At 28.4% G+C, this 22,723-nt stretch carries 24 protein-coding genes; 14 read left to right on the top strand and 10 right to left on the bottom strand.

The window, feature by feature from the left end; genetic code table 11:
• The first annotated feature begins 97 nt into the window (after positions 1–97).
• From ACTQYZ_RS02355 to ACTQYZ_RS02390, 8 genes are all read left to right on the top strand, one after another.
• The gene (locus tag ACTQYZ_RS02355) at positions 98–1,162 is read left to right on the top strand and encodes a hypothetical protein (protein ID WP_441415948.1); all 1,065 of its coding nucleotides are present in this window, start codon (positions 98–100) and stop codon (positions 1,160–1,162) included.
• 83 nt (positions 1,163–1,245) lie between these two features.
• Positions 1,246–1,869, top strand: a complete 624-nt coding sequence (locus ACTQYZ_RS02360) for a hypothetical protein (RefSeq protein WP_441415949.1) — start codon at positions 1,246–1,248, stop codon at positions 1,867–1,869.
• Between the two features lie 251 nt (positions 1,870–2,120).
• Positions 2,121–2,981, top strand: coding sequence for a diadenylate cyclase CdaA (cdaA, locus tag ACTQYZ_RS02365; protein WP_441415950.1), 861 nt, complete (start codon positions 2,121–2,123; stop codon positions 2,979–2,981).
• Positions 2,968–4,182 (top strand): CdaR family protein, encoded by a 1,215-nt coding sequence (locus ACTQYZ_RS02370; protein ID WP_441415951.1) that lies wholly within the window; start codon positions 2,968–2,970, stop codon positions 4,180–4,182. The genes cdaA and ACTQYZ_RS02370 overlap by 14 nt, the downstream gene beginning before the upstream one ends.
• A gap of 7 nt (positions 4,183–4,189) precedes the next feature.
• A complete protein-coding gene (locus ACTQYZ_RS02375; protein ID WP_441415952.1) occupies positions 4,190–5,761 on the top strand; it encodes an NAD(P)/FAD-dependent oxidoreductase in 1,572 nt (523 codons plus the stop codon).
• 10 nt (positions 5,762–5,771) lie between these two features.
• Positions 5,772–7,121 (top strand): phosphoglucosamine mutase, encoded by a 1,350-nt coding sequence (gene glmM, locus ACTQYZ_RS02380; protein WP_441020754.1) that lies wholly within the window; start codon positions 5,772–5,774, stop codon positions 7,119–7,121.
• The gene (gene ymfI, locus ACTQYZ_RS02385) at positions 7,121–7,849 is read left to right on the top strand and encodes an elongation factor P 5-aminopentanone reductase (protein ID WP_441020753.1); all 729 of its coding nucleotides are present in this window, start codon (positions 7,121–7,123) and stop codon (positions 7,847–7,849) included. Before glmM ends, ymfI begins: the two co-directional genes overlap by 1 nt.
• Positions 7,850–7,971: 122 nt before the next feature.
• Positions 7,972–8,838 (top strand): DegV family protein, encoded by an 867-nt coding sequence (locus tag ACTQYZ_RS02390; RefSeq protein WP_441020752.1) that lies wholly within the window; start codon positions 7,972–7,974, stop codon positions 8,836–8,838.
• A gap of 36 nt (positions 8,839–8,874) precedes the next feature.
• Here ACTQYZ_RS02390 and rplS read toward each other — a convergent pair whose 3' ends face one another.
• The 3 genes from rplS to ACTQYZ_RS02405 all read right to left on the bottom strand — a co-directional run bounded on the left by rplS (position 8,875) and on the right by ACTQYZ_RS02405 (position 12,000).
• A complete protein-coding gene (gene rplS / locus ACTQYZ_RS02395) occupies positions 8,875–9,219 on the bottom strand; it encodes a 50S ribosomal protein L19 (RefSeq protein WP_441020751.1) in 345 nt (114 codons plus the stop codon).
• A gap of 241 nt (positions 9,220–9,460) precedes the next feature.
• Positions 9,461–9,961 carry a flavin reductase family protein gene (locus tag ACTQYZ_RS02400; RefSeq protein WP_441020750.1) on the bottom strand — a complete coding sequence of 167 codons (501 nt, stop codon included), beginning with the start codon at positions 9,959–9,961 and terminating at the stop codon, positions 9,461–9,463.
• Between the two features lie 35 nt (positions 9,962–9,996).
• A complete protein-coding gene (locus ACTQYZ_RS02405; RefSeq protein ID WP_441020749.1) occupies positions 9,997–12,000 on the bottom strand; it encodes a UvrD-helicase domain-containing protein in 2,004 nt (667 codons plus the stop codon).
• Between the two features lie 98 nt (positions 12,001–12,098).
• Between ACTQYZ_RS02405 and ACTQYZ_RS02410 the strand changes: the two genes are divergently transcribed.
• Positions 12,099–12,773: a hypothetical protein gene (locus ACTQYZ_RS02410; protein WP_441020748.1), complete on the top strand. Its 675-nt coding sequence runs from the start codon at positions 12,099–12,101 to the stop codon at positions 12,771–12,773.
• Positions 12,774–12,816: 43 nt separating this feature from the next.
• Here the strand turns inward: ACTQYZ_RS02410 and ACTQYZ_RS02415 are convergent, their stop codons facing one another.
• Both ACTQYZ_RS02415 and ACTQYZ_RS02420 read right to left on the bottom strand, forming a co-directional pair.
• Complete coding sequence (locus ACTQYZ_RS02415) at positions 12,817–13,260, bottom strand: hypothetical protein (RefSeq protein ID WP_441020747.1); 444 nt, start codon at positions 13,258–13,260, stop codon at positions 12,817–12,819.
• 24 nt (positions 13,261–13,284) lie between these two features.
• Complete coding sequence (locus ACTQYZ_RS02420) at positions 13,285–14,400, bottom strand: aminopeptidase (protein ID WP_441021399.1); 1,116 nt, start codon at positions 14,398–14,400, stop codon at positions 13,285–13,287.
• A 132-nt stretch (positions 14,401–14,532) separates the two neighbouring features.
• Here ACTQYZ_RS02420 and rimM point away from each other — a divergent pair, with 132 nt between their 5' ends.
• Both rimM and trmD read left to right on the top strand, forming a co-directional pair.
• On the top strand, positions 14,533–15,021 hold the full coding sequence (gene rimM / locus ACTQYZ_RS02425; RefSeq protein ID WP_441020746.1) for a ribosome maturation factor RimM: 489 nt from the start codon (positions 14,533–14,535) through the stop codon (positions 15,019–15,021).
• Between the two features lie 9 nt (positions 15,022–15,030).
• Positions 15,031–15,699, top strand: a complete 669-nt coding sequence (gene trmD, locus ACTQYZ_RS02430) for a tRNA (guanosine(37)-N1)-methyltransferase TrmD (RefSeq protein ID WP_441020745.1) — start codon at positions 15,031–15,033, stop codon at positions 15,697–15,699.
• Between the two features lie 24 nt (positions 15,700–15,723).
• Here trmD and ACTQYZ_RS02435 read toward each other — a convergent pair whose 3' ends face one another.
• The 5 genes from ACTQYZ_RS02435 to ACTQYZ_RS02455 all read right to left on the bottom strand — a co-directional run bounded on the left by ACTQYZ_RS02435 (position 15,724) and on the right by ACTQYZ_RS02455 (position 18,993).
• The gene (locus ACTQYZ_RS02435; RefSeq protein ID WP_441020744.1) at positions 15,724–16,545 is read right to left on the bottom strand and encodes an EFR1 family ferrodoxin; all 822 of its coding nucleotides are present in this window, start codon (positions 16,543–16,545) and stop codon (positions 15,724–15,726) included.
• 10 nt (positions 16,546–16,555) lie between these two features.
• Positions 16,556–17,002: a GNAT family N-acetyltransferase gene (locus ACTQYZ_RS02440; protein ID WP_441415953.1), complete on the bottom strand. Its 447-nt coding sequence runs from the start codon at positions 17,000–17,002 to the stop codon at positions 16,556–16,558.
• A gap of 13 nt (positions 17,003–17,015) precedes the next feature.
• The gene (locus ACTQYZ_RS02445) at positions 17,016–17,663 is read right to left on the bottom strand and encodes a pentapeptide repeat-containing protein (RefSeq protein WP_441415954.1); all 648 of its coding nucleotides are present in this window, start codon (positions 17,661–17,663) and stop codon (positions 17,016–17,018) included.
• Positions 17,664–17,680: 17 nt separating this feature from the next.
• On the bottom strand, positions 17,681–18,571 hold the full coding sequence (locus ACTQYZ_RS02450) for an SPL family radical SAM protein (protein WP_441415955.1): 891 nt from the start codon (positions 18,569–18,571) through the stop codon (positions 17,681–17,683).
• An 86-nt stretch (positions 18,572–18,657) separates the two neighbouring features.
• The gene (locus ACTQYZ_RS02455; RefSeq protein ID WP_329382841.1) at positions 18,658–18,993 is read right to left on the bottom strand and encodes a hypothetical protein; all 336 of its coding nucleotides are present in this window, start codon (positions 18,991–18,993) and stop codon (positions 18,658–18,660) included.
• A gap of 108 nt (positions 18,994–19,101) precedes the next feature.
• Here ACTQYZ_RS02455 and ACTQYZ_RS02460 point away from each other — a divergent pair, with 108 nt between their 5' ends.
• Genes ACTQYZ_RS02460 through ACTQYZ_RS02470 form a run of 3 tightly spaced genes read left to right on the top strand, consistent with a single transcriptional unit; the run spans position 19,102 to position 22,682 of the window.
• Positions 19,102–20,349 carry a pyridoxal phosphate-dependent aminotransferase gene (locus ACTQYZ_RS02460; protein WP_441020740.1) on the top strand — a complete coding sequence of 416 codons (1,248 nt, stop codon included), beginning with the start codon at positions 19,102–19,104 and terminating at the stop codon, positions 20,347–20,349.
• The gene (locus ACTQYZ_RS02465; protein ID WP_441415956.1) at positions 20,342–21,781 is read left to right on the top strand and encodes a M15 family metallopeptidase; all 1,440 of its coding nucleotides are present in this window, start codon (positions 20,342–20,344) and stop codon (positions 21,779–21,781) included. The genes ACTQYZ_RS02460 and ACTQYZ_RS02465 overlap by 8 nt, the downstream gene beginning before the upstream one ends.
• A complete protein-coding gene (locus ACTQYZ_RS02470; RefSeq protein WP_441416026.1) occupies positions 21,768–22,682 on the top strand; it encodes an RluA family pseudouridine synthase in 915 nt (304 codons plus the stop codon). Before ACTQYZ_RS02465 ends, ACTQYZ_RS02470 begins: the two co-directional genes overlap by 14 nt.
• Positions 22,683–22,723: the final 41 nt, after the last annotated feature.

The following is a 22,723-nucleotide window of genomic DNA, read 5'->3' on the forward strand; positions in this document are numbered from 1 at the left end:
TGTCTAATATATAATACTTTAAAAATAAATACAATATGTTAAGTTATCATAAATTAAAATTCTCGGAATATAAATATAATAAGTTAGGAGGGAAAATATGCTAAATATTAATAATGAAGAATTTGTTAATTTAAAAAACGATAATGCAAAAATGCATTTTGATATAAAAGAAAATGAAGATTTTCTTTCTATTACTTTGAAAATAACTTATCTTCCAATAAGTGAATATGCTATTGTTTTTATTATGGGAAATAGAGAATATACTGCGGCTATATTTAAAACAGAAAAAGAGAAAAATTTACAAAAAATAATAAATATAGAAAAAAATAAAGTAGAGAGTTTTAATAAGATTGAAATAGTTGATATATATTCAGGTGAAATCTTATTTGATTATGAAAATGAAAAAGAACTTGATATACCTTTTTTTGATGAAAAAAGAAAAGAATCGGAAAAGAATATTTTAAAAGAAGATATAAATATTATAAAAGAAGAAAATGAATTAATGGATTTGAATTTAAATAATCAAATAAAATTGGAAGATGAAAAGGAAGAGAAAGATTATAAGGAAGATAAAAATTCTATTTTAGAAAAAAAAGATCAGCTTGAAATTCTAGAAGATTTATTTAATATATTTTCAAATAAAAATGATGAAGTAAATAATAAAGAGATGAATGATGAAGAAGAAATAAATCAAGAATTTGAATTTAAAGAACAAGAGGACAAAGAAGATAAAAATAAAATAAAAAAAATAATAAATGCAAATAATATATTAATAGATGATGTTTTAAAAGATTTTTCTTTAGAAAATTTTTCTGATTTGAATAATAATTACAAATTCTACATAATGGATGAATATGAAGAAAATATAAATGATATTAATATTATTTATAATGGTTTTGTTATGCCAATACTTTATCCTTATATGGGATTTAAAAATAAAAATTTAGAAAATGCAATTCTTCCAAGCTGGATTTTTGGAAAGTTTTTTAAAGATGAAGAAGTTAAATATTATATTTACGGTGTACTTGGTTCAAAAAAAGATAATACACAGCCTTTTATGGGCTCAACGGGATTTATTTATTATGAACCAACGGTTTATGACGGCTTTGGATACTGGCTTATGTACATAAGTGTAAGTACGGGAAAAATTTGTCTGCTTTGATAGAAAATAATACTTTTTAAGCAATTTATTACCAGCATATAAAATTCTTCTTTCTAAATACTAATACAGAAAGGAGGATTTTAATGAATAAAAAAACTTTAATGGTTATGATTATTTCTGCTTTTATGTTAACTTCTTTTGTAGGATGTGGAAATTCAAATACAGATAATGCTGTAAAAAATCAAATGAATAATGCTGCAAATGATGTTAAGGATAGCGCAGAAAATATTGGAAATGATGTAAAAAACGGTGCTGAAAATTTAACGGAAGATTTAACAGGAAATAATTCTTCTGAAAGTGTGAAAAATAATAATGGCATAAACCCTTATCAATTTGATTATAACGGCATGTATAGAGAATATACAAACAATGATTCCGGATATTATGAATCCTCAGAGTCATATAAATATAAACAAGAAGGGGACGGCGTTTATACATCAGTAAAGAAAATTTCCGGAATTGAAGATGTGAAAATTGCATTAATAGGTGAAAAAGCATACTGTGCAGTAAAGACAAAAACAGGTTCTTCAAGTTTATCAAATGAAAAAAAGGGTAAAATTAGCACTTTAATTAAAGAAAAATATCCTCAAGTAAAAAATGTTTATTTTTCTGATAAAGTGGAACACTATAACTCTTTAAGTAATGCAATAAAACAAGGGCTTGATAATATAACAGACAATATATTAAATTTATTTGCATTAAAATAATAAAAGGCACTTAATGTGCCTTTTTTATATTGATTTTTATAAGTACATAATTATAATATTAATTTAAAATTTAGTTTAACGTACTTAAAAAAATTTTATATGAATTAATTTATATATTAATATTTCATTAAATTTAAACAATTTTAATAAAATAATGTATAATATTATTGTGTTTTCACTATTGAAAATATTAAAAAAATAATAAAAGTCAATAATATAAAAAATAAATTTACTTAGGGAAGGTAATGATAATGTCTCAGATAACATCGTTGTTTACTCAAATTTTTGTGTCCTTTAGCATATTATCTGCCGTTGATATTCTTATAATGACATTTATTATATATGCAATTATAAGACTTATAAAAGGAACTCAGGCAGAACAGGTTGCAAAGGGGATAATTATAATTTTGGTTATTACTCAGGTCAGTGATTGGTTAGGGCTTGTAACCGTAAACTTTGTTTTTAAAAATATAATAACCGTAGGATTTTTAGCTTTGCTTATTATGTTTCAGCCAGAGCTTAGAAAAATGCTTGAAACAATCGGTAAAACAAATGTAAAAAACATAAAAGATATTTTTGTTGACAAAGATTTAGATTCTCCTTCTGTTGCGGTGGATCAAATTGTTCAAAGCATAAGTGATTTATCAAAGACAAAAACAGGACTTCTTGTTGTTATAGAAAGACAGGTTCCTCTTGATGATGTTGTAGAAACTGGGGTAAAACTTGATAGTTTATTAAGTACAGAGCTTATCAATAATATTTTTCAATATGCTACACCTCTTCATGATGGTGCTGTAATAATAAATAGAGAAACTTTAAGAATAAGGGCTGCAGCATGTCTGCTTCCTCTTTCTCAAAATAAACAACTTTCAACAAGTATAGGAACAAGACATCGTGCAGGAATTGGAATAAGTGAACATTCAGACTGTGTTTCATTAATGGTATCCGAAGAAACAGGTGTTATTTCTTATGCTATTAATGGGAAACTATCAAGGTTCGTGGGTGAGAGAGGTATTAGAAGAATTCTTACTGAAATTCTAGTGGAAGAACCTGCTCATAAAAATTCTAAATCAAAAATTTTAAGGAGAAAATGTAGCAATGGGAAAGAATAATAAAATGGTAACGTTATTGATATCTTTTTTGCTGGCTCTTCTTTTATGGGTATATGCAAATAATGATAGCGACAACATGGTATACAGCAAGATAGAAGATATACCTATTGTTCTTACAAATACTTCTGTATTGGAGCAAAATGATTTTATTATTTCAGTTTCAACTGATAAGATAGACAGTATGAAAGTTTATGGAAAAGGTTCTTTGGTAAAAAGCCTTGATAATAAGAATATACAAGCAAGTGTGGATTTAAAAGATATTTCCAGTGAAGGAACTTATACTCTGAATATTAGCATAAAAGGTGTTCCCAATGATGTTACTATAGTTGATCAAAATCCAAATACAATAAAGGTTACAGTTGATAAAATAGGAAATAAAAGTTTAAGTGTACCTGTTATAAAACCAACCGGACAAGTAAAGGAAGGGTATAGCGTGTTATCACTTTCTTCAGAAGTAGAAGATGTTAATATAAGTGGTCCGTCTGATAGCGTTGAAAAGGTTGAAGCTATAATGGGAAATGTTGATGTAACAAATAAAAGCGTTGATTTTTCATCGTCAGCTACACTTTATGCTGTTGATGCAAACAATAAAAAAATACCAGATGTAACTTTATCACCTGCAACAACAAAAGTAGATGTTGCAATAGGTAAGGTAAAGAATGTTCCCATAAAGGTAAAAACATCAGGTAGTGTTATGGATGGGTATAAAGTTACTTCTATTAAGCCAAGTATATCAACAGTAACTATTTCTGCAACAGATGATATTTTGAATACTATTAATGCAATAAATACTGAAAGTGTTTATTTAGACGATTCCAGTGAATCCTTTAATAAAAATGTTAAATTAGCTGTTCCTCAGGGAGTTAATATTGTAAACGCAAGAGATAATATTGATGTAAGTGTATTTATAGACAAGCAAAATCAAAAAACAGTATATATAAATTCATTTACATTTGAAAATTTAGGAAGTGGTCTTTCTGCTGAAGTTTTAGATGACGACATTAGTGTTTTATTATCAGGAGAAGAAAAATATTTAGGTTCTATAACGGAAAAAAATCTTACCGGGGTAGTTGATTTGTCAGGATTAAAAGAAGGCGAATATAATGTTGGTATAAAGATTAGTACACAAGGTTTACCTGAAGGTGTAAGTATAAAAAGTGTAAGTCAAAATAGTGTTTTGGTAAAAATAACAAAGGGATAGTATTAAAGTGAGAAAATATTTAATTGAAAATATAAAAATAAACATAGAAAATTTATCGGGAGTTGGCGAAAGAGAAGCGATCATAAATAGACTTAGATTAACAGAACAAAAGGTAAAAAACTTTAAAATTTTAAGAAAGTCTTTAGATGCAAGAAAAAGAAATAGTGATGGAATATATTATGTTTACAGCGTTACATTAGATTATCCAATAAAACCTCATAATGTAGGGTATAAAGTAAGTATTTATAAAGAAAAAAGTATTCCTAAACTAGATTTAACAAAGAAAAAAAATATTAATCCTATAGTTGTAGGTAGTGGTCCCAGTGGTCTTTTTGCCGCTTTATACCTTGCAAAAATGGGATATGAACCTCTTGTTTTTGAAAGGGGAGAGGATATAAAAAACAGAGTTAAAACTGTAAAAAATTTCTTTGATAATGGAGTATTAAATGAAAATTCCAATGTTCAATTTGGGCTTGGAGGGGCTGGAACTTTTTCAGATGGCAAAATTAACTCTAGAATAAAAGGCAACTTAAAATATGAAGTTTTGGATACTTTTATAAAATGTGGTGCGCCTAAAGACATAAGATATCTTAATAAGCCTCATCTTGGTACAGATAAATTAAGAATAATAGTAGATGATTTAAAGGCTTTGATAGAGTACTATGGTGGGAAATTTTATTTTAATTCAACTGTTACGGATTTAATTATAGAGCAAAATGAAGTAAAAGGCGTTATAATAAACGATAAAGATGAGTACTTGTCAAATACGGTTGTTCTTGGTATAGGAAATGGGGCAAGAGATACTTTTAAAATGCTTGAAAAACATAAAGTAAATATTGAAAATAAACCTTTTGCCGTAGGTTTTAGAGTAGAGCATTTAAGAGAAGATATAGATAAGTGTTGTTATTCTTCTTATGCCGGTCATAGTGAACTTGGAGCAGGAAGTTACAATCTTACCTTCCATGATGAAAATACAAAAAAAGGAATATATTCATTTTGTAACTGTCCTGGCGGTGTAGTAATTGCAGGTGCAAGTTCAAAGGGGCAAGTTGTTACAAACGGAATGAGTTTTCGAAGCAGAAATATGATAAATACAAACTCCGCAATAGTAGTAAACGTAAATGAAAATGACTATGGAAGAGGACTTTTTGCCGGAGTTGAATTTCAAGAAAAACTTGAAAGAAAAGCTTTTGAAATGGGTGGAAAAGATTATAAAGCGCCTTATATGAAGATAACTGATTTTTTAAATATAAAAGGCAGTGTTGATGTTAAACCAAGTTATTTACCAGGAGTAAAGGAATGTGACTTAAATGAACTGCTACCTGATAATTTAATATCATCAATAAAAGATTCTTTTGGTTATTTCCATGGATTTTTTAACACCTTCTATAATGGTATAATAACCGGAGTTGAAACAAGAACTTCATCTCCTATAAGAATTTTAAGAGATAAAATAACTTTAGAAAGTGAAAATATAAAAGGGCTTTATCCTGTAGGAGAAGGAGCGGGATACGCAGGCGGTATACTTTCCAGTGCTGTCGACGGCATAAAAGCGGCTCAAGCAATAAACGAAAACTAAGGGGGTTAATATGGGAAGATTATTTGGAACAGACGGAGTAAGAGGAGTTGCTAATACTCAGCTTACATCAAAACTTGCTCATAAAATAGGATATGCGGCAACAATGAAACTTACAAAGGATAATGGAAATCCTCCTACATTTGTGGTAGGTATGGATACAAGAATATCTGGAGATATGATTTATGCAGGTCTTGTAAGTGGGATTATGTCTGCAGGAGGAAACGTACTTAATGCGGAAGTTATTCCAACACCTGCTGTTGCTGTATTGGTTAAAGAATTTAATGCTGATAGTGGTATTGTTATTTCTGCATCACACAATCCATATGAATATAATGGAATAAAATTCTTTAGTAAAACAGGACATAAACTTCCTGATGAAGTTGAAGATGAAATAGAAAGATATATCTTTGAAAAGGTAAGAGATAGAAGCATTTCAGGAGAAAGAATAGGTAGGGAAACAAAAATTGCTTATCCTGGAGAAATTTACATTAAATATCTTTTATCAAAAATAGGAGTAAAATCTTTAAGCGGACTTAATATTGTTCTAGATTTAGCAAATGGTGCTACATATAAAGTCGGTGAAGAAGTATTTGAAAAACTTGGAGCAAATATTAAAGTTATCGCAAATGATCCAAATGGAATTAATATAAACGATAAATGCGGTTCAACTCATATTGCTAATTTATCAAGAACTGTTTTAGAAAAGAATGCTGATTTTGGTATTGCTTTTGATGGTGATGGAGATAGAGTTATAATGGTTGACAGCAAGGGACAAGCTTTTGACGGAGATAAGATAATGTATCTTTTAAGTTGTTATATGAAAGAAAAAGGAAAACTAAACAAAGATACTCTTGTTTTAACTGTTATGAGTAACCTTGGAGTTAAAAAGGCACTTGAAAAGAAAGGTATTAAAATAAGCGAAACAGGTGTAGGGGACAGATATGTTGTAGAAAGAATGCTTAATGAAGGATATAACATAGGTGGAGAACAATCAGGACACGTTATTCTTTCAGATATTAATTCTACAGGAGACGGAATCGCTACTGCTTTATTTGTATGTAAAGTTGTAAAAGAATGTGGTAAAAATATTGATGAACTTGCAAAAGATGTTTCTATTTATCCTCAAGTATTAATAAATGCAACTGTTGATAATGATAAAAAACATGATTATCAAAAAGACAGTGTGATTTTAGAAGCTATAAAAGCAATTGAAGATAAATATGCAGGAAACGGAAGAGTATTAATAAGAACAAGTGGTACAGAACCTTTGGTAAGAGTTATGATTGAAGGTGAAAACCAAAATGAAATTAAAGAAGATGCAACATCTCTTGCAAAGCTTATTGAAGAAAGATTATCGTAATGAATAACAAAACAGTAGTTATAAGCGGAGCAAGCGGAGGAATTGGGATTGCAATTTCAAAAGTTTTTTATAATGAAGGTTATAATATAGTTTTGCTATATAACAGAAATAAAAAGGTTTTAGAAGATGAATTTTCTTTAAACGATAAAAGAGTATTGATGCTTAAGGGAGATTTATCGAAAGAAAGCGATGTATTAAAGATAAAAGAAGAGGTGTATTCTTCTTTTAACAGTGTTGATATAATAGTAAACAATGCAGGAATAAGTCTTGTTAAGTTTTTTGATGAGACTACCTGTGAGGAATGGGATAACGTTTTTGATGTTAATGTAAAAAGTGCTTTTATGCTTACAAAAGCCTTTTTACCTGATATGATTAATAAAAAAAGCGGAAATATAATAAACATATCTTCCATGTGGGGAATAAGCGGAGCAAGCATGGAAGTATGTTATTCTGCTTCAAAAGCTGCTCTTATAGGAATGAGTAAGGCTCTTGCAAAAGAGGTTGGACCTAGCGGAATAAATGTTAATGTTGTTGCTCCCGGAGTTATAGATACGAAAATGAATAATCATTTGTCGAAAGAAGATATGGAGTCTTTAATTGAAGAAACTCCTATAAACAGAATTGGAACCCCTGAAGATGTTGCAAATGCAGTTTTGTTTCTTTGTGATAAAAAGGCTTCTTTTATTACCGGAGAAGTTATAAGTGTAGATGGCGGTTTTATATTATAATTTTTAAATAATGGGAATTGAAATTCGTTATTAACAATATTTTTAAAACATAATTATAATTATTGACAATAAAAGTTTAAAATAGTATATTTTATATTAATACCTTATATGGAGAATATGTAATGAAAGTAAATATTTTAACGGATTCTACTGCCGATTTAACAAAGGAACAAATGAAAGAGCACGATATTAACGTGTATCCTCTTAATATTTATTTTGGCGAAGAGGAATATATTGATGGCGTAACAATTAATCATCGAGAGTTTTTTGATAAACTTGCAACATGTAAAGAACTTCCTACAACAAGTCAAATTCCTGTAGGGAAATTAAGAGATTTATTCTTGCAATTTACTGAAAACGGAGAAGAAGTTGTAGTAATAACTTTATCTTCTAAATTAAGTGGTTCTTATAATTCTGCAGTCGTTGTAAGAGATTCTCTTGATAATGACAGAAAAAATAGAGTTCATGTTATTGATTCAACATGTGTTACTTTAAGTCTTTGTAATTTAGTTTTAGAAGCGGCTAAGTTAAGAGATAAGGGGCTTAACGGACAAGAAATAAAAGATGAAATAAACAGGATTAAAGGAAACAGTACTTTACTTGCATTAATTGAAGACTATAAGTATCTTGTTCTTGGCGGAAGGCTTTCAAAGAGTGCAGCATTTATTGGTAATACTTTAAATATAATGCCTGTAATAGAAATAACAGGTGGAGAAGTTGTTCCAATAAAGAAAGTAAGAGGAAGAAAAAAAGGATATCAATTTATTATAGATAAAGCAAGAGAATACGGAATAGATAAAGATAAAGCATTTTTTATGGGACATATAGATGATGATGAAGCTTATTCTCATTTTGAAAAATATATGTTGGATAATTTTGATGAACTTAAAGATATTGATATTTTGCCTGCCAGCAATATTGGTGCTGTAGTGGGAACTCATGCAGGTCCTCACTGTGTGGGTATAGCATTTTTTAAAAAAGAAAAATAAAAAAGAGCAACAAAAAAAGTCCTTATAGGACTTTTTTTAGTTTCTTTTTTCTTTAACTTTAGCAGCTTTACCAACTCTATCTCTAAGATAGTTAAGTTTAGCTCTTCTTACACTACCTCTTCTTGTAACTTCAATTTTGTCAATTCTAGGTGAGTGTATTGGGAAAGTTCTTTCTACACCAACGCCATAAGAAATTTTTCTTACAGTAAATGTTTTTTGAACTCCACCGTGTTGTTCTTTAAGCACAATACCTTCAAAAACCTGGATTCTTTCTCTTTTTCCTTCTACTACTTTAACGTGAACTTTTACAGTATCACCAATGTTAAATTCAGGGATATCAGATTTAAGGTTTTCGTTTTCTACTAATTTAATTAAATCCATTGTTTGTGCCTCCCTTCATCTTCAAGCATTCTTACTTACATCTTTAAGCAGAGGAACACCCATAATAAAAAAGCTATTTAAGCTCATAGCCTAAAAAGTATATCATATAAGAAAAATTTATTCAACTAAATTTTTGTTTTTTATAATAAAAATTGTAAAAATATATTAAATAAAAAGCTTTAATAAAGCATTATTTGACTATAAGTAGAATAATAAAAAGAACTTACAAAAGTAAGCTCTTTTAGTTTTCATAGCAGTCTTCTATATTTGCATAGAAAATAACATGGTAATCATTATTTCCTTCATAGAATCTGTCTTCTATTCCTTCTTTGTCAATAATGCCCATAGGATCCATAGCTTGTTTGTAAATTATCTTACATTCAAAATGTAATTTTGCTTCTTCAATAATTGGAGATGCAACTTTCTTTGCGTCTTTTAAATGTAAATTTGTTTCTTTGTATTTATCAAAATTTCTACCTGATTTTGTTCCCATAAAAGCAATTTCTTCTTTCATTGTATCAAGAGCTGGAACGCTTACCGTAAAGTCTTTTGCATTTTTAATTAAATCATATGTACATCTTGAATATCTTACCATTACTGTCATTACGTCTTTGCCCCATACTTTGCCGACTGTTGCCCAGCCTATTACCATTGTATTAACTTCATCATTATTTCTTACTGTAAGAAAAGCTCCTTTTGGTAGCTGATTATCTAATAATTCAAATGCTTCTTTTGAAATCATGTTCTTCCTCCTTTTTTATTTATTATATCACTATTTTATAGGAATATGTTTGAATCTTTTTTGTATTCCATAATTTCTTTAACAAAACCAGACATACTGCTTTGATTTACCATTAAAAATATTTTCTTTTTTGCTCTTGTAAGTGCTACGTAAAATAATCTTCTTTCTTCGCTATATGGAAAATCTTCCTTATTTTTAAGTAGCATTTTTATTAATTTATCATCGGTTATATTACATGGGAAACCCATTAAGCTGTTAAATGTATTAAGGATAAATACATAATCACATTCCAGACCTTTCGCTTTATGTACAGTTAGAAATTTAATTTTTAAATCTTTTCTTTTTTCAAGTATTACCGATATTTCGTTATTTTCATGAAGTATTATATTTACTTCGTTTGTTTGAGCATAAGGAATTATATCTTTTTTGTATCTGCCAAGAAGCATAACTTCGCTGTTTTTAGGCAGTTTATATATTTCTTTTAAAAATACTCTGTATAATTCACTTTTTTTCCTTGCTGTAACAAAATTAATTGGAAGAATGTTTATTTTGCTGCTTTTAAGAGTTTTTTTAATTTGATATGGATTCTTTAATATAAATTTGTTTGTTACATTTGCAATGGTTCTATCAAACCTGTAATTTTTTTCTATAAAATATTTTTTTGCATTATATTCTTTTTCAAAGTCATAAAAAATATTAATATCACTTCCCGTAAAGCGGAATATACTTTGATAATCATCTCCTACTGCAAATATATGTGAGTTGTGTTTTTTATAAATTTCGTTTATAAGTGACATTCTGGAATAAGATATATCTTGAAATTCATCTATTAAAATATGCTTATATCCTTTTTTATATAAAGATGTTTTTACATATTCCGTAGCAGTTAAAATCATATCGTTAAAATCCATTTGTTTTGTGTCTTTAAGCATTTTCTGATATGCCTTATATATTGGGAGAACTACTTTAAAAAATGCCTTTGCTCTTTGTTCTTCCTGCTTTGAACTGTAATTATTTATATTAAGAATGTCATTTTCATCCCTTGCGGTAGTTTTCATAAGGGTAATAAAATTGGCAGTTAATTTTTTTATAAAATTTATGTTATATCTAAATAATTTATGTACTTCTTTACCTACATTTGAGTATGACAGCTTAATATCTATATTATTTTCTTTAAGTTTTTTCTCTAGTTCTTCTTTAAAAATTCCTTTTTCAAAATCATAAGAATATGTAAATATTGCCTTATTTTTAAATATAGGGTAATTATGTAAAAACTCGATGTATGCATCGTAATTTTTATATGCTATTTTAGGTATTTTAGGATATCCCCATAAAGGTTTTTCACCTTTTGAATTTATATTTATATTAAATATGAATTTATCATATTTTGTAAGATAAAATCCAGAGCATAGTTTTTTAAATTCATTTCCATATATATTTGTATTAAAATATTCATATTCAATTTTGTTTAAGTATAGATAATTTGCAATGACATTTTCTTCAAATGTCGTTTTATATTCATTATCAAGGCTTATAATTCCTTTGTTAAAAAGGTAATCTTGTTCGTCTTTTTTATTTTCAAACTGTATAAAGTCTATATATTCCTGATAATAGTTGATTATAAAATCGTACATTTCAAAATATTCGTTTGTTTTTAATTTTGTATCTATATATTCGTTTACGAATTTTGCAATTGTATCTTTATATATACTTATATCGCCACTGTGTACATTATCTATAATATCTTTACCAAGTTTATGGAAAGTGCATACATTTATTTTTTCTTTTGTTATTTTTGAAATTCTATCAATAAGTTCATCAGTTGAAGAATTTGTAAAACTCAGTACGAGTATTTGCTCAGGCGGAATTTTTTCTTCCTGAATCAAATATTTTATTCTTGCAAGAATTGTTGTAGTTTTTCCGCATCCTGCTCCCGCAATTGCAAGTATATTTCTTTCTTTGGAATTTACGCACTCTATTTGTGCTTCATCAAGTTTTTTATCTTCAATTTGTGTTACTAAATTAATATTTCCCATCATAAAATTTATTATATCACGTTTACAAGTAACACAAAATGATAATCTTCATATTATAAAGTGTAAAACAAATAAGAACATAAATTTAGGAGGAATAAAAAGTGGAAGAAAGAAATACAAGAGGCGTGGAATGTCTAATTGTTGATAAGGTGTATGACGGATGTTCAAAAAAAGAATGTATGCAAAATATGCCTTTTGAACTTGAATTAAATGGTGATTTATCTGATTATACGTTCCTTTATGCTCAGTTTGGTGCTTCTGAAATAGAACATTATGAATGCGAACCGTTCTTTACAGAAATGGATGAATGTCATGCAAGATTAAAATGTGTTGTTGCTATCCCTATTTATGCGGTACTTAGAAGAAAACGTGATTGTTGTACTATTACGGTACCTGCAAAACCAATGTGCGGAAATACCGTTCAATCAGATAATAAAATTAGAATACCTGTAAGCACAATATTTGATTTAAACAGAAAATTCGTAAGACAAGGAAGATTCTCTCTAGTAAGTGAATGTTTTGTTGAAGCAAATTGTGTAAATAAAACTTGTGGTAATCAAATTTCAATGACTCTTGGTTTTGTTATTGTAGTTAATGCAATATCTAAAGTAAGTCTTAAAGTTCCAACATTTGGTTACTGTGAACTTCCTGACGAATGCAGAGAAGAAGAATGTGCTCCAAACTTCTGTGAAACTTTTCTTAATGAAGATATTTCAGCATTTGGGGACTTTTTCCCAACAAGTGGCTCATGCAATAGTTGCGGATGTGACGACTAATTTTTATCCAACATAAAAAAGACAAGATTTTATCTCGTCTTTTTTAGTTTTTAAATGTATTTAAGTATTCAATAACTTCTTTTGGAACTTTAAAATTGAACTTCGTTTTATTAATTTCGAATGTTAAATATCTTGAATCTTCATAAGTTAAGATACGGCCTTTTTCTTCAAATTCATAATCCGCACTTTCTTCTTCGTCTTGATTCTTTGTTGAATATAAAATAAATTCTAAATCTACCTTTGAGTCTTTAGGTAAATCTTTCATTCTCCATTCTTCTATTTTTAGACTTGTTATAAAATCTTCAATATTATTGTGTCCCGAAATTAAATCTAACCTTTCCTCATTTTTCATTACATCAATTCTATCGGATTTTTCGATGTTTGAGCTGTATTTAGTCATGTCTACTTCTTCGCCTTGTGTAAAACTGCATCCATATATACTTATTAAAAGTAAAATTGATAAAATTGTTGATAAGATTTTTTTCATAATAATTTCCCCCTATATAAAAGGTTATTTTAGATTTTCAGGGTTTAGTCCTTGTAATTCTTCCGGTATAAATAAACCGTTTTTTCTGATTAGTACATCGTCAAAATAAATTTCTCCGCCACCTTTTTCTTCTGTTTGGATTAAAACAAGGTCCCAGTGAAGTGACGATTTATTTCCGTTATCGGCATCTTCATAACAACAACCAGGTGTAAAGTGAATACTTCCTGATATTTTTTCATCGAATAATGTATCAAGCATTGGTTCGCTTATATATGGGTTAATTCCAATAGCAAATTCACCTACATATCTTGCCCCTTCGTCAATATCAAGAACTTGATTGATTCTTTCGTTATTGTTTGAAGTTGCTTCAATAATTTTTCCGTCTTTAAATGTTAGTTTAATATTATCATATATAAAACCTAAATGGTCGCTTTTTGTGTTATAAGAAATAGTACCGTTTACGCTGTCTTTTATAGGTGCTGTATAAATTTCTCCGTCAGGAATATTCATATTTCCACAGCATGGAACAGCAGGCATTCCTTTTATTGAGAATGTAAGATCTGTTCCTGGTCCTACTATTCTTACTTTATCTGTTTTTTCCATAAGTTCTTTTAATGGTTCTACTGCTTTTGCCATTTTAGAATAATCAAGACAGCAAACATCAAAGAAATAATCTTCAAAAGCTTCTTTGCTCATTTTTGCACTTTGAGCCATTGAATTGTTTGGATATCTTAAAATAACCCATTTTGAGTTGTCTACTCTTTCTCTTAAAACAGGTCTTAATACAGATGATTGAAGAGAAATATTTTCACTTGGGACATCGCTTAATTCACTTGCGTTTGCGCTGCAGCCTACGCCTATATAAGCATCCATTCCTTTCATTTGATATAATTCATAATCATTTTGGAATTCTAATTGTTCTTTGCTTACTCCCATTAATATTTCTCTGTTTACACTTGAGTCAGTAAGTTTAAGATAAGGGAAACCTCCTGCTTTGTAAACTTCCCTTACAAGTGCTTTTACAAGATCTCTTGTATCTTCTATTCCGCCTGCATTTATTAAAACTTTTTCACCTTTTTGAATGTTAGTTGAAAAAGTGACTAAATTATGTGCTAATTGTTCTATTCTTTTGTCCATAATTGTTATGCCTCCATATGCAATATTGTTATATAATATTTTACCATATTTTATTAATATTTATTATAGATATGGAAAAGAAATTTTATTTTTGATAAAATATAATAATACAAAAAATACAAGGAATGGATAATTATGAAAGAAAATATAGTAATTGGAAAGATTTTTAATGTGCATGGTATAAAAGGAGAGTTAAAAGTTCTTCCTTTAACTGATGATATGAATAGATTTAAAAAGCTTGAAAGATGTTTTATAAAAGGAAAAGAATATAATGCGGTATCTGCAAGAATAAACAAAAATCATATTATTTTAAAGCTTAAAGAAATTGACGATAGAAATATTGCTGAAAAGTTAAAAAATAATTTTATAGAAGTATTAAGAGAAGACAGTGTAGATTTAGATGAAGGTGAATATTTTATTGAAGATTTAAAAGGGCTTAAAGTTCTTGATGAAAACGGGGAAGAAATAGGAGTAATGGTTGATGTTTTAACTCCTGCCGCAGTTGATATATATGTATTTAAAATAGACGGAAAGGAACAAATGTTACCTGCCTTAGAAGAAAATATACTTGAAATAGTTGAAGATGAATACATTAAAATAAATAGAAAAAATTTGGTTTATTAGGGAGAAAACATGATTTATAACGTACTTACGCTTTATCCTGAAATGATAGAAGCATATAAAGATGTGGGCATTATAGGAAGAGGGGTAAAAAACAACAAACTTGAAATAAATGCGATAAATATAAGAGATTATTCAAAGGATAAACACAGAAGAGTAGATGATGAAATTTACGGGGGAGGAGCAGGAATGCTTATGAAAGCAGAACCTGTTTATGACTGTGTAACTGACATAAAAAAACAAAGAAATGTTCCCGTCATATATTTTTCTCCAAGAGGAAAAGTTTTTAACAGTGCTCTTGCGAAAGAATATGCAAAACTTGATGAAGTTATACTTTTATGCGGACATTATGAAGGAATTGACCAGAGAGCCATAGACCTTTGTGTAGACGAAGAAATATGTATAGGGGATTATATTTTAACAGGAGGGCATATTGCGGCAATGGTATTTATGGATACAGTAAGCCGATATGTTGACGGAGTTCTTGGAAACAGTGAAAGTTATAAAAACGAGAGTTTTGAAAATGGAATGCTTGAGGCAAGTCAGTATACAAGACCAGAAGAGTTTATGGGGCTTAAAGTTCCACCTGTTTTACTTAGCGGACATCATAAAAAAATAGAAGAATATATGAATGAAGAAGCATTTAAAGAAACGAAAAAAAGAAGAGAAGACTTGCTTTAAAAAAGCTGTGGATTTCCACAGCTTTTAAAATATTTCGTTTTCTGCTCTTCTTTGATACATCTCTTCAAGTTCGCATTTATGATATAAATATCCTTCATCATCATAATACCTTGCATCCATAGGGCATTTTTTTATACATGCACCGCATTTTATGCATATATTATTATACTTTGCTACGTTGTCTTTATCTATTGAACCCATAGGGCAGACTTCTACGCATAACTTACAATTATCACATTTATGATTTACTTTTGGAAGTACTTTTCTTATATCTATAAAATTCCCTTTTCTGTCTCTTGGTTTGTAGTATGTACGTATAGGGTTTTCTCCTTTTACATTTACAGGTGAAATATCGGTTATTTTTTCTTTTTCTATTCTTTTTAAAATTAAATCACATAATTTATCTACTTCTTTAAAATCTTCACTATCGGGTCTTCCTTTTGCAAGCGTATATGAAAAAGAATGCTCTCCTACAAATGCTCCAGCTGCAATAGAATGAAAGTTGTTAAATTCCAAAATGTTTCTAAGTTCAATTAATGAATCATCATAATTTCTATTTCCAAATAAAACTATCGGAACGCATAAAGCATTGTTCCCTTTAATATTATTTGTTATAAATGGAAGCAGTATGTTTGGAATTCTTCCTGCATAAGTAGGTATTCCAAAAATAACAAGTTCATCACCATCAAATTCAAAATTTTTTTCTCTTTCGTTTTTGTTTGCAAAGTTTATTATATTGGTTTCTACCTCTAAATTTTTACTTAATTTATCTACAATATATTCACATATTTTCTTTGTTGTATCAGTTGCACTAAAGTACATAGCTGTTATTTTATTTATTTTCATGGTTTTCTCCTTATAAGATTTTTTTTAGATAAATCATATCTTTAAGTTTTTTGTTATCTTCGTATATTTCATGGTCATAATTATTAAAAAAATAATTTTTTACTCTTTTAACAGGTTTAAATCCAAGGCTTTGATAAAAATCAAGTGACTTTTTCGTTTCTCCTGTTCCTACAATCATTATACTTGTTTTTTTCTTATACATTTCAAAAATAAATTTAATCAGCTTTGCTCCATATCCTTTATGCTGGTATTTAGATAAAATGGAAATATTTTTTATTTCAAATATTTTGCCGGATATCCTTTTTATACATATTTGACCTATTATATCTTCATTTTCTTTTACAATATACATATCACTTTTACTAATATATTTTTTAATTAAATCGTAATTCTCATCTCCTAAATATAAAAGATCTAGATATTGTTCTTTCTTTAAATTTACTTTTTGTATTTTCATATTTTCCCTCTTTTTAAACTATTTTTATTCCAAGGAGTTTTGCAAGCTCTATAGCTTGTATTTCATTTACTTTGATACCTTTTAATTCTTTAAAATTATTAGATAAAATTATACCTTCAATATTGCTTGTTGAAAAATCAATTCCTGCAAGTTTTGTATTAAAAAAGTTTGTTAAAATGAATTTACATTCTTTTATTTTAATTTTTTTCATAGTACTATCGCTTATAGTTGCGTTTGTAAAATCAGAAAAATTAAAATTTACATGATTAAAAGAAGTCTGCATGAATACTGTATATTGCAAATTTGAGTTTATAATTTCTGTATCTTTTATAATTGCTTTGTTAAAATCTCCGCCCAGAAATTTTGAACTTTCAAAATGTATTTTTGAAAAATAACCTTCACTAAAATTGCTGTTTGAAAAATCGCAGTTTTTGAAAATCACGTTTACAAAGCCACCTTTTTCAAAATCACAATTTAAAAATCTGCAATGTTCAAATATAGTATCACTAAAATTTATGTTAGAAAAATCATAATTATCAAGGTTTTGATTTTTTATGATTTTTTCTTCAATATCAGTATCATTTTCTCTTGCTTCATTTACTATATTTTGTATATCGTTTATTTGAGTAAAGTCATGTAAATTTAAATCTATATTGCTCATTTATGTTTCCTTTATTTTTAGAATAGACTCATTTGTATTTTATTATAGCCTTTTTTAATTATTTCATCTATTTTTTTATGGTCATATTCAATATTGTTTTTTATGCATTCATTTACAAATATATCCCAAAGCTTTTCTCTGTTTGTGGAACAGCACCAGTATTTATCTTGAAAGGTGTTAATATATTTGTCTTTTACTTTTGGAAAAAGTTCATCAAGTTTCGAATAATAATACATTCTTTGATTATTTCTTAATGAAACACAAAAATCTTTATATGCGTAAATATAGCTTGCATTATATATTTTTGCAAGTTTTACCATATTGATTATATTTTCTTTTGTGTCATTTATAAATGGTAATATTGGAGTCATTAACACTCCGGTTGTAATATTATTGCCCCTAAGCTTTTTTACTGCTTCAAAGCGTTTTGTGCTTGATGGTGCATTTGGTTCTATTTTTTTTGCTAAGTTATCTGATGCAGTTGTTATGGTAATATTTACACAGACTATTGAGTGTTTCGCTATATCTTTTAGTATTTGGATATCTCTTGTGATTAAATCTGATTTTGTTATTATACTTACACCAAAACCATATCTGTTAATAAGCTCTAATGATTTTCTTGTTAAATTTAATTCCTTTTCAAAAGGGTTATAGGGGTCGCTCATTGCTCCTGTCATTATAACGCCTTTTTTCTTTTTACTTCGTAGCTCATTTTGCAGTATATTTATAGCATTTTCTTTATATGATACTTCATCAAAATTTTCGATATTGTAGCAGTTGCTTCTACTGTCACAGTATATACAGCCATGCACACATCCTCTATATAAATTCATATTATAATTTGAACAAAACCAACCTGATTGATTATATCCAGAAAGAATTGTTTTAGCTGAAATTGATTTTATCATTTTATTTACCTGTTTTTATTAATAAAAAACCCACAAATATAGTTTTGTATACTTGCAGGGTATTATTTATATATTAAATTATAAGATTATTTTAAATATTTGTTTCTTATGAATTCAAGATCGTCATATAATAAATCTTGTTTTGTCATAAAAAATTCGTCTTGTTTTCCGCCATTGGCAAAATAATCCATATAAATAGCTGCTTTAGTTAAAACCCTGTCTTCCATTATATCATTTCTGGCTTCTAGGTTTGCTATTGCAATTGTCATGAATAATTTATACATTCCCATAACGGGTTTTTTGGGATCATGAAGTAATATGTCTGTAATTTCTTCCATAGAAAGTCCGTCTTTTAATACTTCGTATGTGTTGTTAACTTCTTCTTTAACTAGTTTATAGCTGTTGTTTGCGTTAATTCTCATATTAAATCACTCCTTTTATTATATTATACTTTAAATTTTTTAAATTACTACTATTTAAAAAAAAAATTTGATATAATCATGGTATTAAATGGAGTGGGAGGATAAGATATGTCGAAAAATATGGTTGCGGATCATGCTATAAGACCCGTAGAAAATGATACTATTTTTACAATTTCAGCAAAGGCAAGCGAAGCCGTAAAAAAATACGGTCCTGACAAGGTAATAAATTCTTCAATGGGCGTGCTTTTGGAAGATAATGGAGATTTTGTGGCATTTAAAAGTGTTTATGATTATTTGGAAAGCTTGGATGCACCTAAAATTGCTGCTTATGCAAGCATAGAAGGAGATAAAGATTTTTTAAAGGCCGTAAAAAAAGCATGTTTTAAAGATCATATGCCAAATGCTTATATAGAAGCTGTTGCGACACCGGGAGGTTCAGGAGCAATACATCACAGCGTATTTAATTATACAAATATTGGAGATACAGTTATAACATCAAGTTTATATTGGGATCCATATAATACAATTTGTCTTGAAAGCGGAAGAAAACTTGATACATATAATATGTTTAAAGAAAATGGCGGGCTTGATATTGATGCCTTTAGAGAAAAGTTTAATTATTATTTAACTAAACAAAAAAGACTTTTAACAATATTTAATACACCTGCGCATAATCCAACAGGATATTCTGTTTCAGATGAAGAGTGGGATGAAATTTTAGTAGTATTAAAAGAAGCTGCAAAGGATAAAGACAATAAGATAATTGTTCTTGTTGATATTGCATATATTGATTTTTGCGATGAAAAATTTAATAGACGTAAATTTATGGAAAAATTTGCGGGTCTTGATGAAAATATTCTTATTTTATTTGCGTTCTCTGCTTCAAAAGGTTATACAATGTATGGACTTAGAAATGGAGCTTTATTATGTGTAACATCAAAAGAAGAAATTGCAAAAGAATTTTTCTATACAAATTTACATTCAAACAGAGGAACTTGGTCAAACGGAACAAAAGGAGCCATGAGAGTTCTTACTGATATTATAAATGATGAAAATCTTGGCAATAATTTTATTAAGGAAAGAGACCACTATGTAAAAATGCTTAGAAGAAGAGCAGATGTATTTTTACAAAAAAGTGAGGAAGTAGGTCTTAAATTGTATCCTTACAAAGATGGTTTCTTTGTTTGTATTCCTTGTAAAGATCCGGTAAAAGCGGCAGATTTATTAATGGAGGAAAATGTTTTTGTAATTCCTCTTCAAACGGGACTTAGATTTGCTCTTTGTGCTGTTGGAGAAGAAAAGTGTGCTTTAGCACCAAAAATAATAAAAGAAGTTTTAAACAAATGGGATGAATAAAAAGAAAAGAAAAGCATTAAAAGATATTTTTAATGGGAAAAAGAGAGATACTTTAGAAAATAAAAGTAGATCTTTAAGCTCTGCTTCTTTTCGATATGAGCAAATTAATTCTAATAAAAGGAGAAAAGTTTGCGTTCGTAAAAGAAACGATGGGCTTAGCAGACAGTTAAAAAGAATAAAAAAACAAGTTAAATATAATATAGGTACTTTTTTACAAAGGATAGCCGGAAGAGAAAATATATCTTCTAACAAAGATACAAGACATATTAGTAAAAATTCTAATGCTGTAAGAAGACCGGTTAAAAGAGTTGAGCCTTACGAAAGAAGATCTTCTTATGGTAGTTATCGTACTTCGACAGTTGATACAAGAAGAAGGATTGCAAGACGACGAAGACGTACTATTGTAAAATTAAAACGTATATTTTTTATAGCTTTTGTTTTTATAGCTGTTTTTCTTTTTAGTTTTATTGTATATTACAAGCCTTTTAAAACTATGGCAGTAGGAGATGTTACATTAAGAGGTGATTTAACATATAAGACTCAAATTATAGGTGTAGATACTAATACTATAAAAACCGGTACCAATTATGCATTTAATGTTCAAAATGTCATAGAAGACCATTTTAATAATAAAGTAATTGATAATGTAGATAAAAACTTAATTACAATTAATGTGACAAGTGAAAATTTAAAAAATAAAGTTAGTGTAAATAAAAATGTAATTAATATTGATGATAGTGTTACAAGTGGCAGTGTCTTACATATGGTTGTTAGTTATAAAAAATTAAGTAAATCATATAGTTATATTGTAAAAGATAACTTAAGTGAGGAAATTGATAATAATATGATTATAACTAACCCTAACGAATATGATGCTGTTGTTAATAAACAAAGGCACTTGTCATCAAGTTACAAGCCTTCGGATTTAGTAAAGCCCAATATTGATTTTATGCAGTCCAATGAATCTGTAATGTATCTTAGAAAAGATGCTGCAAAAGCACTTGAAGAACTTTGTAAAGATGCTCAAAGCTCTGGTTATAAGTTTTATGGTGTAAGTGGATTTAGGTCATATAGTTTACAAGTTGATGTTTATAAAGATAATATTGCCCAGTATGGTAATGAAGAAGATGCCAATTTTTACTCTGCCAAACCGGGAGAGAGCGAACATCAATTGGGGCTTTCTATGGATTTAAGTACAAAAGAAGTAAATTACCAGCTTGTGGAAAGTTTGGGAGATACTCCTGCGGGGAAATGGCTTGAAGAAAATTGTTATAAATATGGTTTTATAATAAGATTCCCTGAAAATAAGGAAAAAATAACAGGTTATAGCTATGAACCTTGGCATATAAGATACGTCGGAAAAGACTTAGCAAAAATAATGCATGATAATAATTTAACTTTAGAGGAATATTTTGAAAGTGATAAATACTAATAAATTCAGCACAGTATACGAATATACGGTAGGGAAAAAATACGAGGGGGAGAATATATATTCATTTTTGGAAAATGAATATGATTATTCTTCCAGAACCTTTAGATATATAATAAGAGAGGGAAAGCTTCTTGTTAATGACAAAGAAGCTTTGTTTGTTGATGTTTTAAAAGAAAATGATAATATAAAAATATTTTTTCCTATTGAAAAAGCAGATGCTCCATCAAGTAATATCGATATTAATATTATATATGAAGATGATGATATAGTGGTTATAAACAAAGAAAGCGGTATGGTTGTTCATGTTACCCGTTCACATCCTCTCGATACTCTTCAAAATGCCATTTATTATAAGTGGGATAAAGAAGGCAAACATTTTAAAACAAGGTTTGTTAACAGACTTGATATGGATACTTCTGGGCTTGTTGTTATTGCCAAAAATAAGTATGTTCATCATTTTATACAAAATCAAAGTATAAGAAATGAAATAGATAAAAGATATCTTCTTATAGCTGAAGGAATACTTGATAAAAAAGAAGGATACATATCAGCTCCAATAAAAAGAGAAGAGGGGCATGCTTTAAAAAGAATAGTTAGTGAAGATGGAAAAGAATCCATAACCAAGTATAAAGTAATTGAGGAATTTAATGGACACTCTTTAGTTGAAGCGAAACTTATAACCGGAAGAACTCATCAATTAAGAGTTCATTTCGCTCATATAGGTCATCCTATTTTGGGAGATACACTATATAACGAAAATAAAAGCGAATTAATTTCTCATCAAGCTCTTCATGCAAAATCAATATCTTTTGTTCATCCAAGAAGTAAAAAGATGGTAGAATTCAAAGCTGAACTTCCCGAAGATGTTGTTTTTGTGATGGGAAAATTAAAAAAGAGTTAAAATGGTTGAATTTTAGTAATTCGGGTTTATAATAGAAGAAG

The organism is Anaerofustis sp. LCP19S3_F7, from assembly GCF_052119445.1.
Classification (GTDB): Bacteria; Bacillota; Clostridia; order Eubacteriales; family Anaerofustaceae; genus Anaerofustis; species Anaerofustis butyriciformans.

Bases quoted from the DNA above. Each gene is read 5' to 3' on its own strand.
- ACTQYZ_RS02355 (WP_441415948.1), top strand. From the start codon at position 98: ATGCTAAATATTAATAATGAAGAATTTGTTAATTTAAAAAACGATAAT.
- ACTQYZ_RS02360 (WP_441415949.1), top strand. From the start codon at position 1,246: ATGAATAAAAAAACTTTAATGGTTATGATTATTTCTGCTTTTATGTTA.
- cdaA (WP_441415950.1), top strand. From the start codon at position 2,121: ATGTCTCAGATAACATCGTTGTTTACTCAAATTTTTGTGTCCTTTAGC.
- ACTQYZ_RS02370 (WP_441415951.1), top strand. From the start codon at position 2,968: ATGGGAAAGAATAATAAAATGGTAACGTTATTGATATCTTTTTTGCTG.
- glmM (WP_441020754.1), top strand. From the start codon at position 5,772: ATGGGAAGATTATTTGGAACAGACGGAGTAAGAGGAGTTGCTAATACT.
- ymfI (WP_441020753.1), top strand. From the start codon at position 7,121: ATGAATAACAAAACAGTAGTTATAAGCGGAGCAAGCGGAGGAATTGGG.
- ACTQYZ_RS02390 (WP_441020752.1), top strand. From the start codon at position 7,972: ATGAAAGTAAATATTTTAACGGATTCTACTGCCGATTTAACAAAGGAA.
- rplS (WP_441020751.1), bottom strand. From the start codon at position 9,219: ATGGATTTAATTAAATTAGTAGAAAACGAAAACCTTAAATCTGATATC.
- ACTQYZ_RS02400 (WP_441020750.1), bottom strand. From the start codon at position 9,961: ATGATTTCAAAAGAAGCATTTGAATTATTAGATAATCAGCTACCAAAA.
- ACTQYZ_RS02405 (WP_441020749.1), bottom strand. From the start codon at position 12,000: ATGATGGGAAATATTAATTTAGTAACACAAATTGAAGATAAAAAACTT.
- ACTQYZ_RS02415 (WP_441020747.1), bottom strand. From the start codon at position 13,260: ATGAAAAAAATCTTATCAACAATTTTATCAATTTTACTTTTAATAAGT.
- rimM (WP_441020746.1), top strand. From the start codon at position 14,533: ATGAAAGAAAATATAGTAATTGGAAAGATTTTTAATGTGCATGGTATA.
- trmD (WP_441020745.1), top strand. From the start codon at position 15,031: ATGATTTATAACGTACTTACGCTTTATCCTGAAATGATAGAAGCATAT.
- ACTQYZ_RS02435 (WP_441020744.1), bottom strand. From the start codon at position 16,545: ATGAAAATAAATAAAATAACAGCTATGTACTTTAGTGCAACTGATACA.
- ACTQYZ_RS02440 (WP_441415953.1), bottom strand. From the start codon at position 17,002: ATGAAAATACAAAAAGTAAATTTAAAGAAAGAACAATATCTAGATCTT.
- ACTQYZ_RS02445 (WP_441415954.1), bottom strand. From the start codon at position 17,663: ATGAGCAATATAGATTTAAATTTACATGACTTTACTCAAATAAACGAT.
- ACTQYZ_RS02450 (WP_441415955.1), bottom strand. From the start codon at position 18,571: ATGATAAAATCAATTTCAGCTAAAACAATTCTTTCTGGATATAATCAA.
- ACTQYZ_RS02455 (WP_329382841.1), bottom strand. From the start codon at position 18,993: ATGAGAATTAACGCAAACAACAGCTATAAACTAGTTAAAGAAGAAGTT.
- ACTQYZ_RS02460 (WP_441020740.1), top strand. From the start codon at position 19,102: ATGTCGAAAAATATGGTTGCGGATCATGCTATAAGACCCGTAGAAAAT.
- ACTQYZ_RS02465 (WP_441415956.1), top strand. From the start codon at position 20,342: ATGAATAAAAAGAAAAGAAAAGCATTAAAAGATATTTTTAATGGGAAA.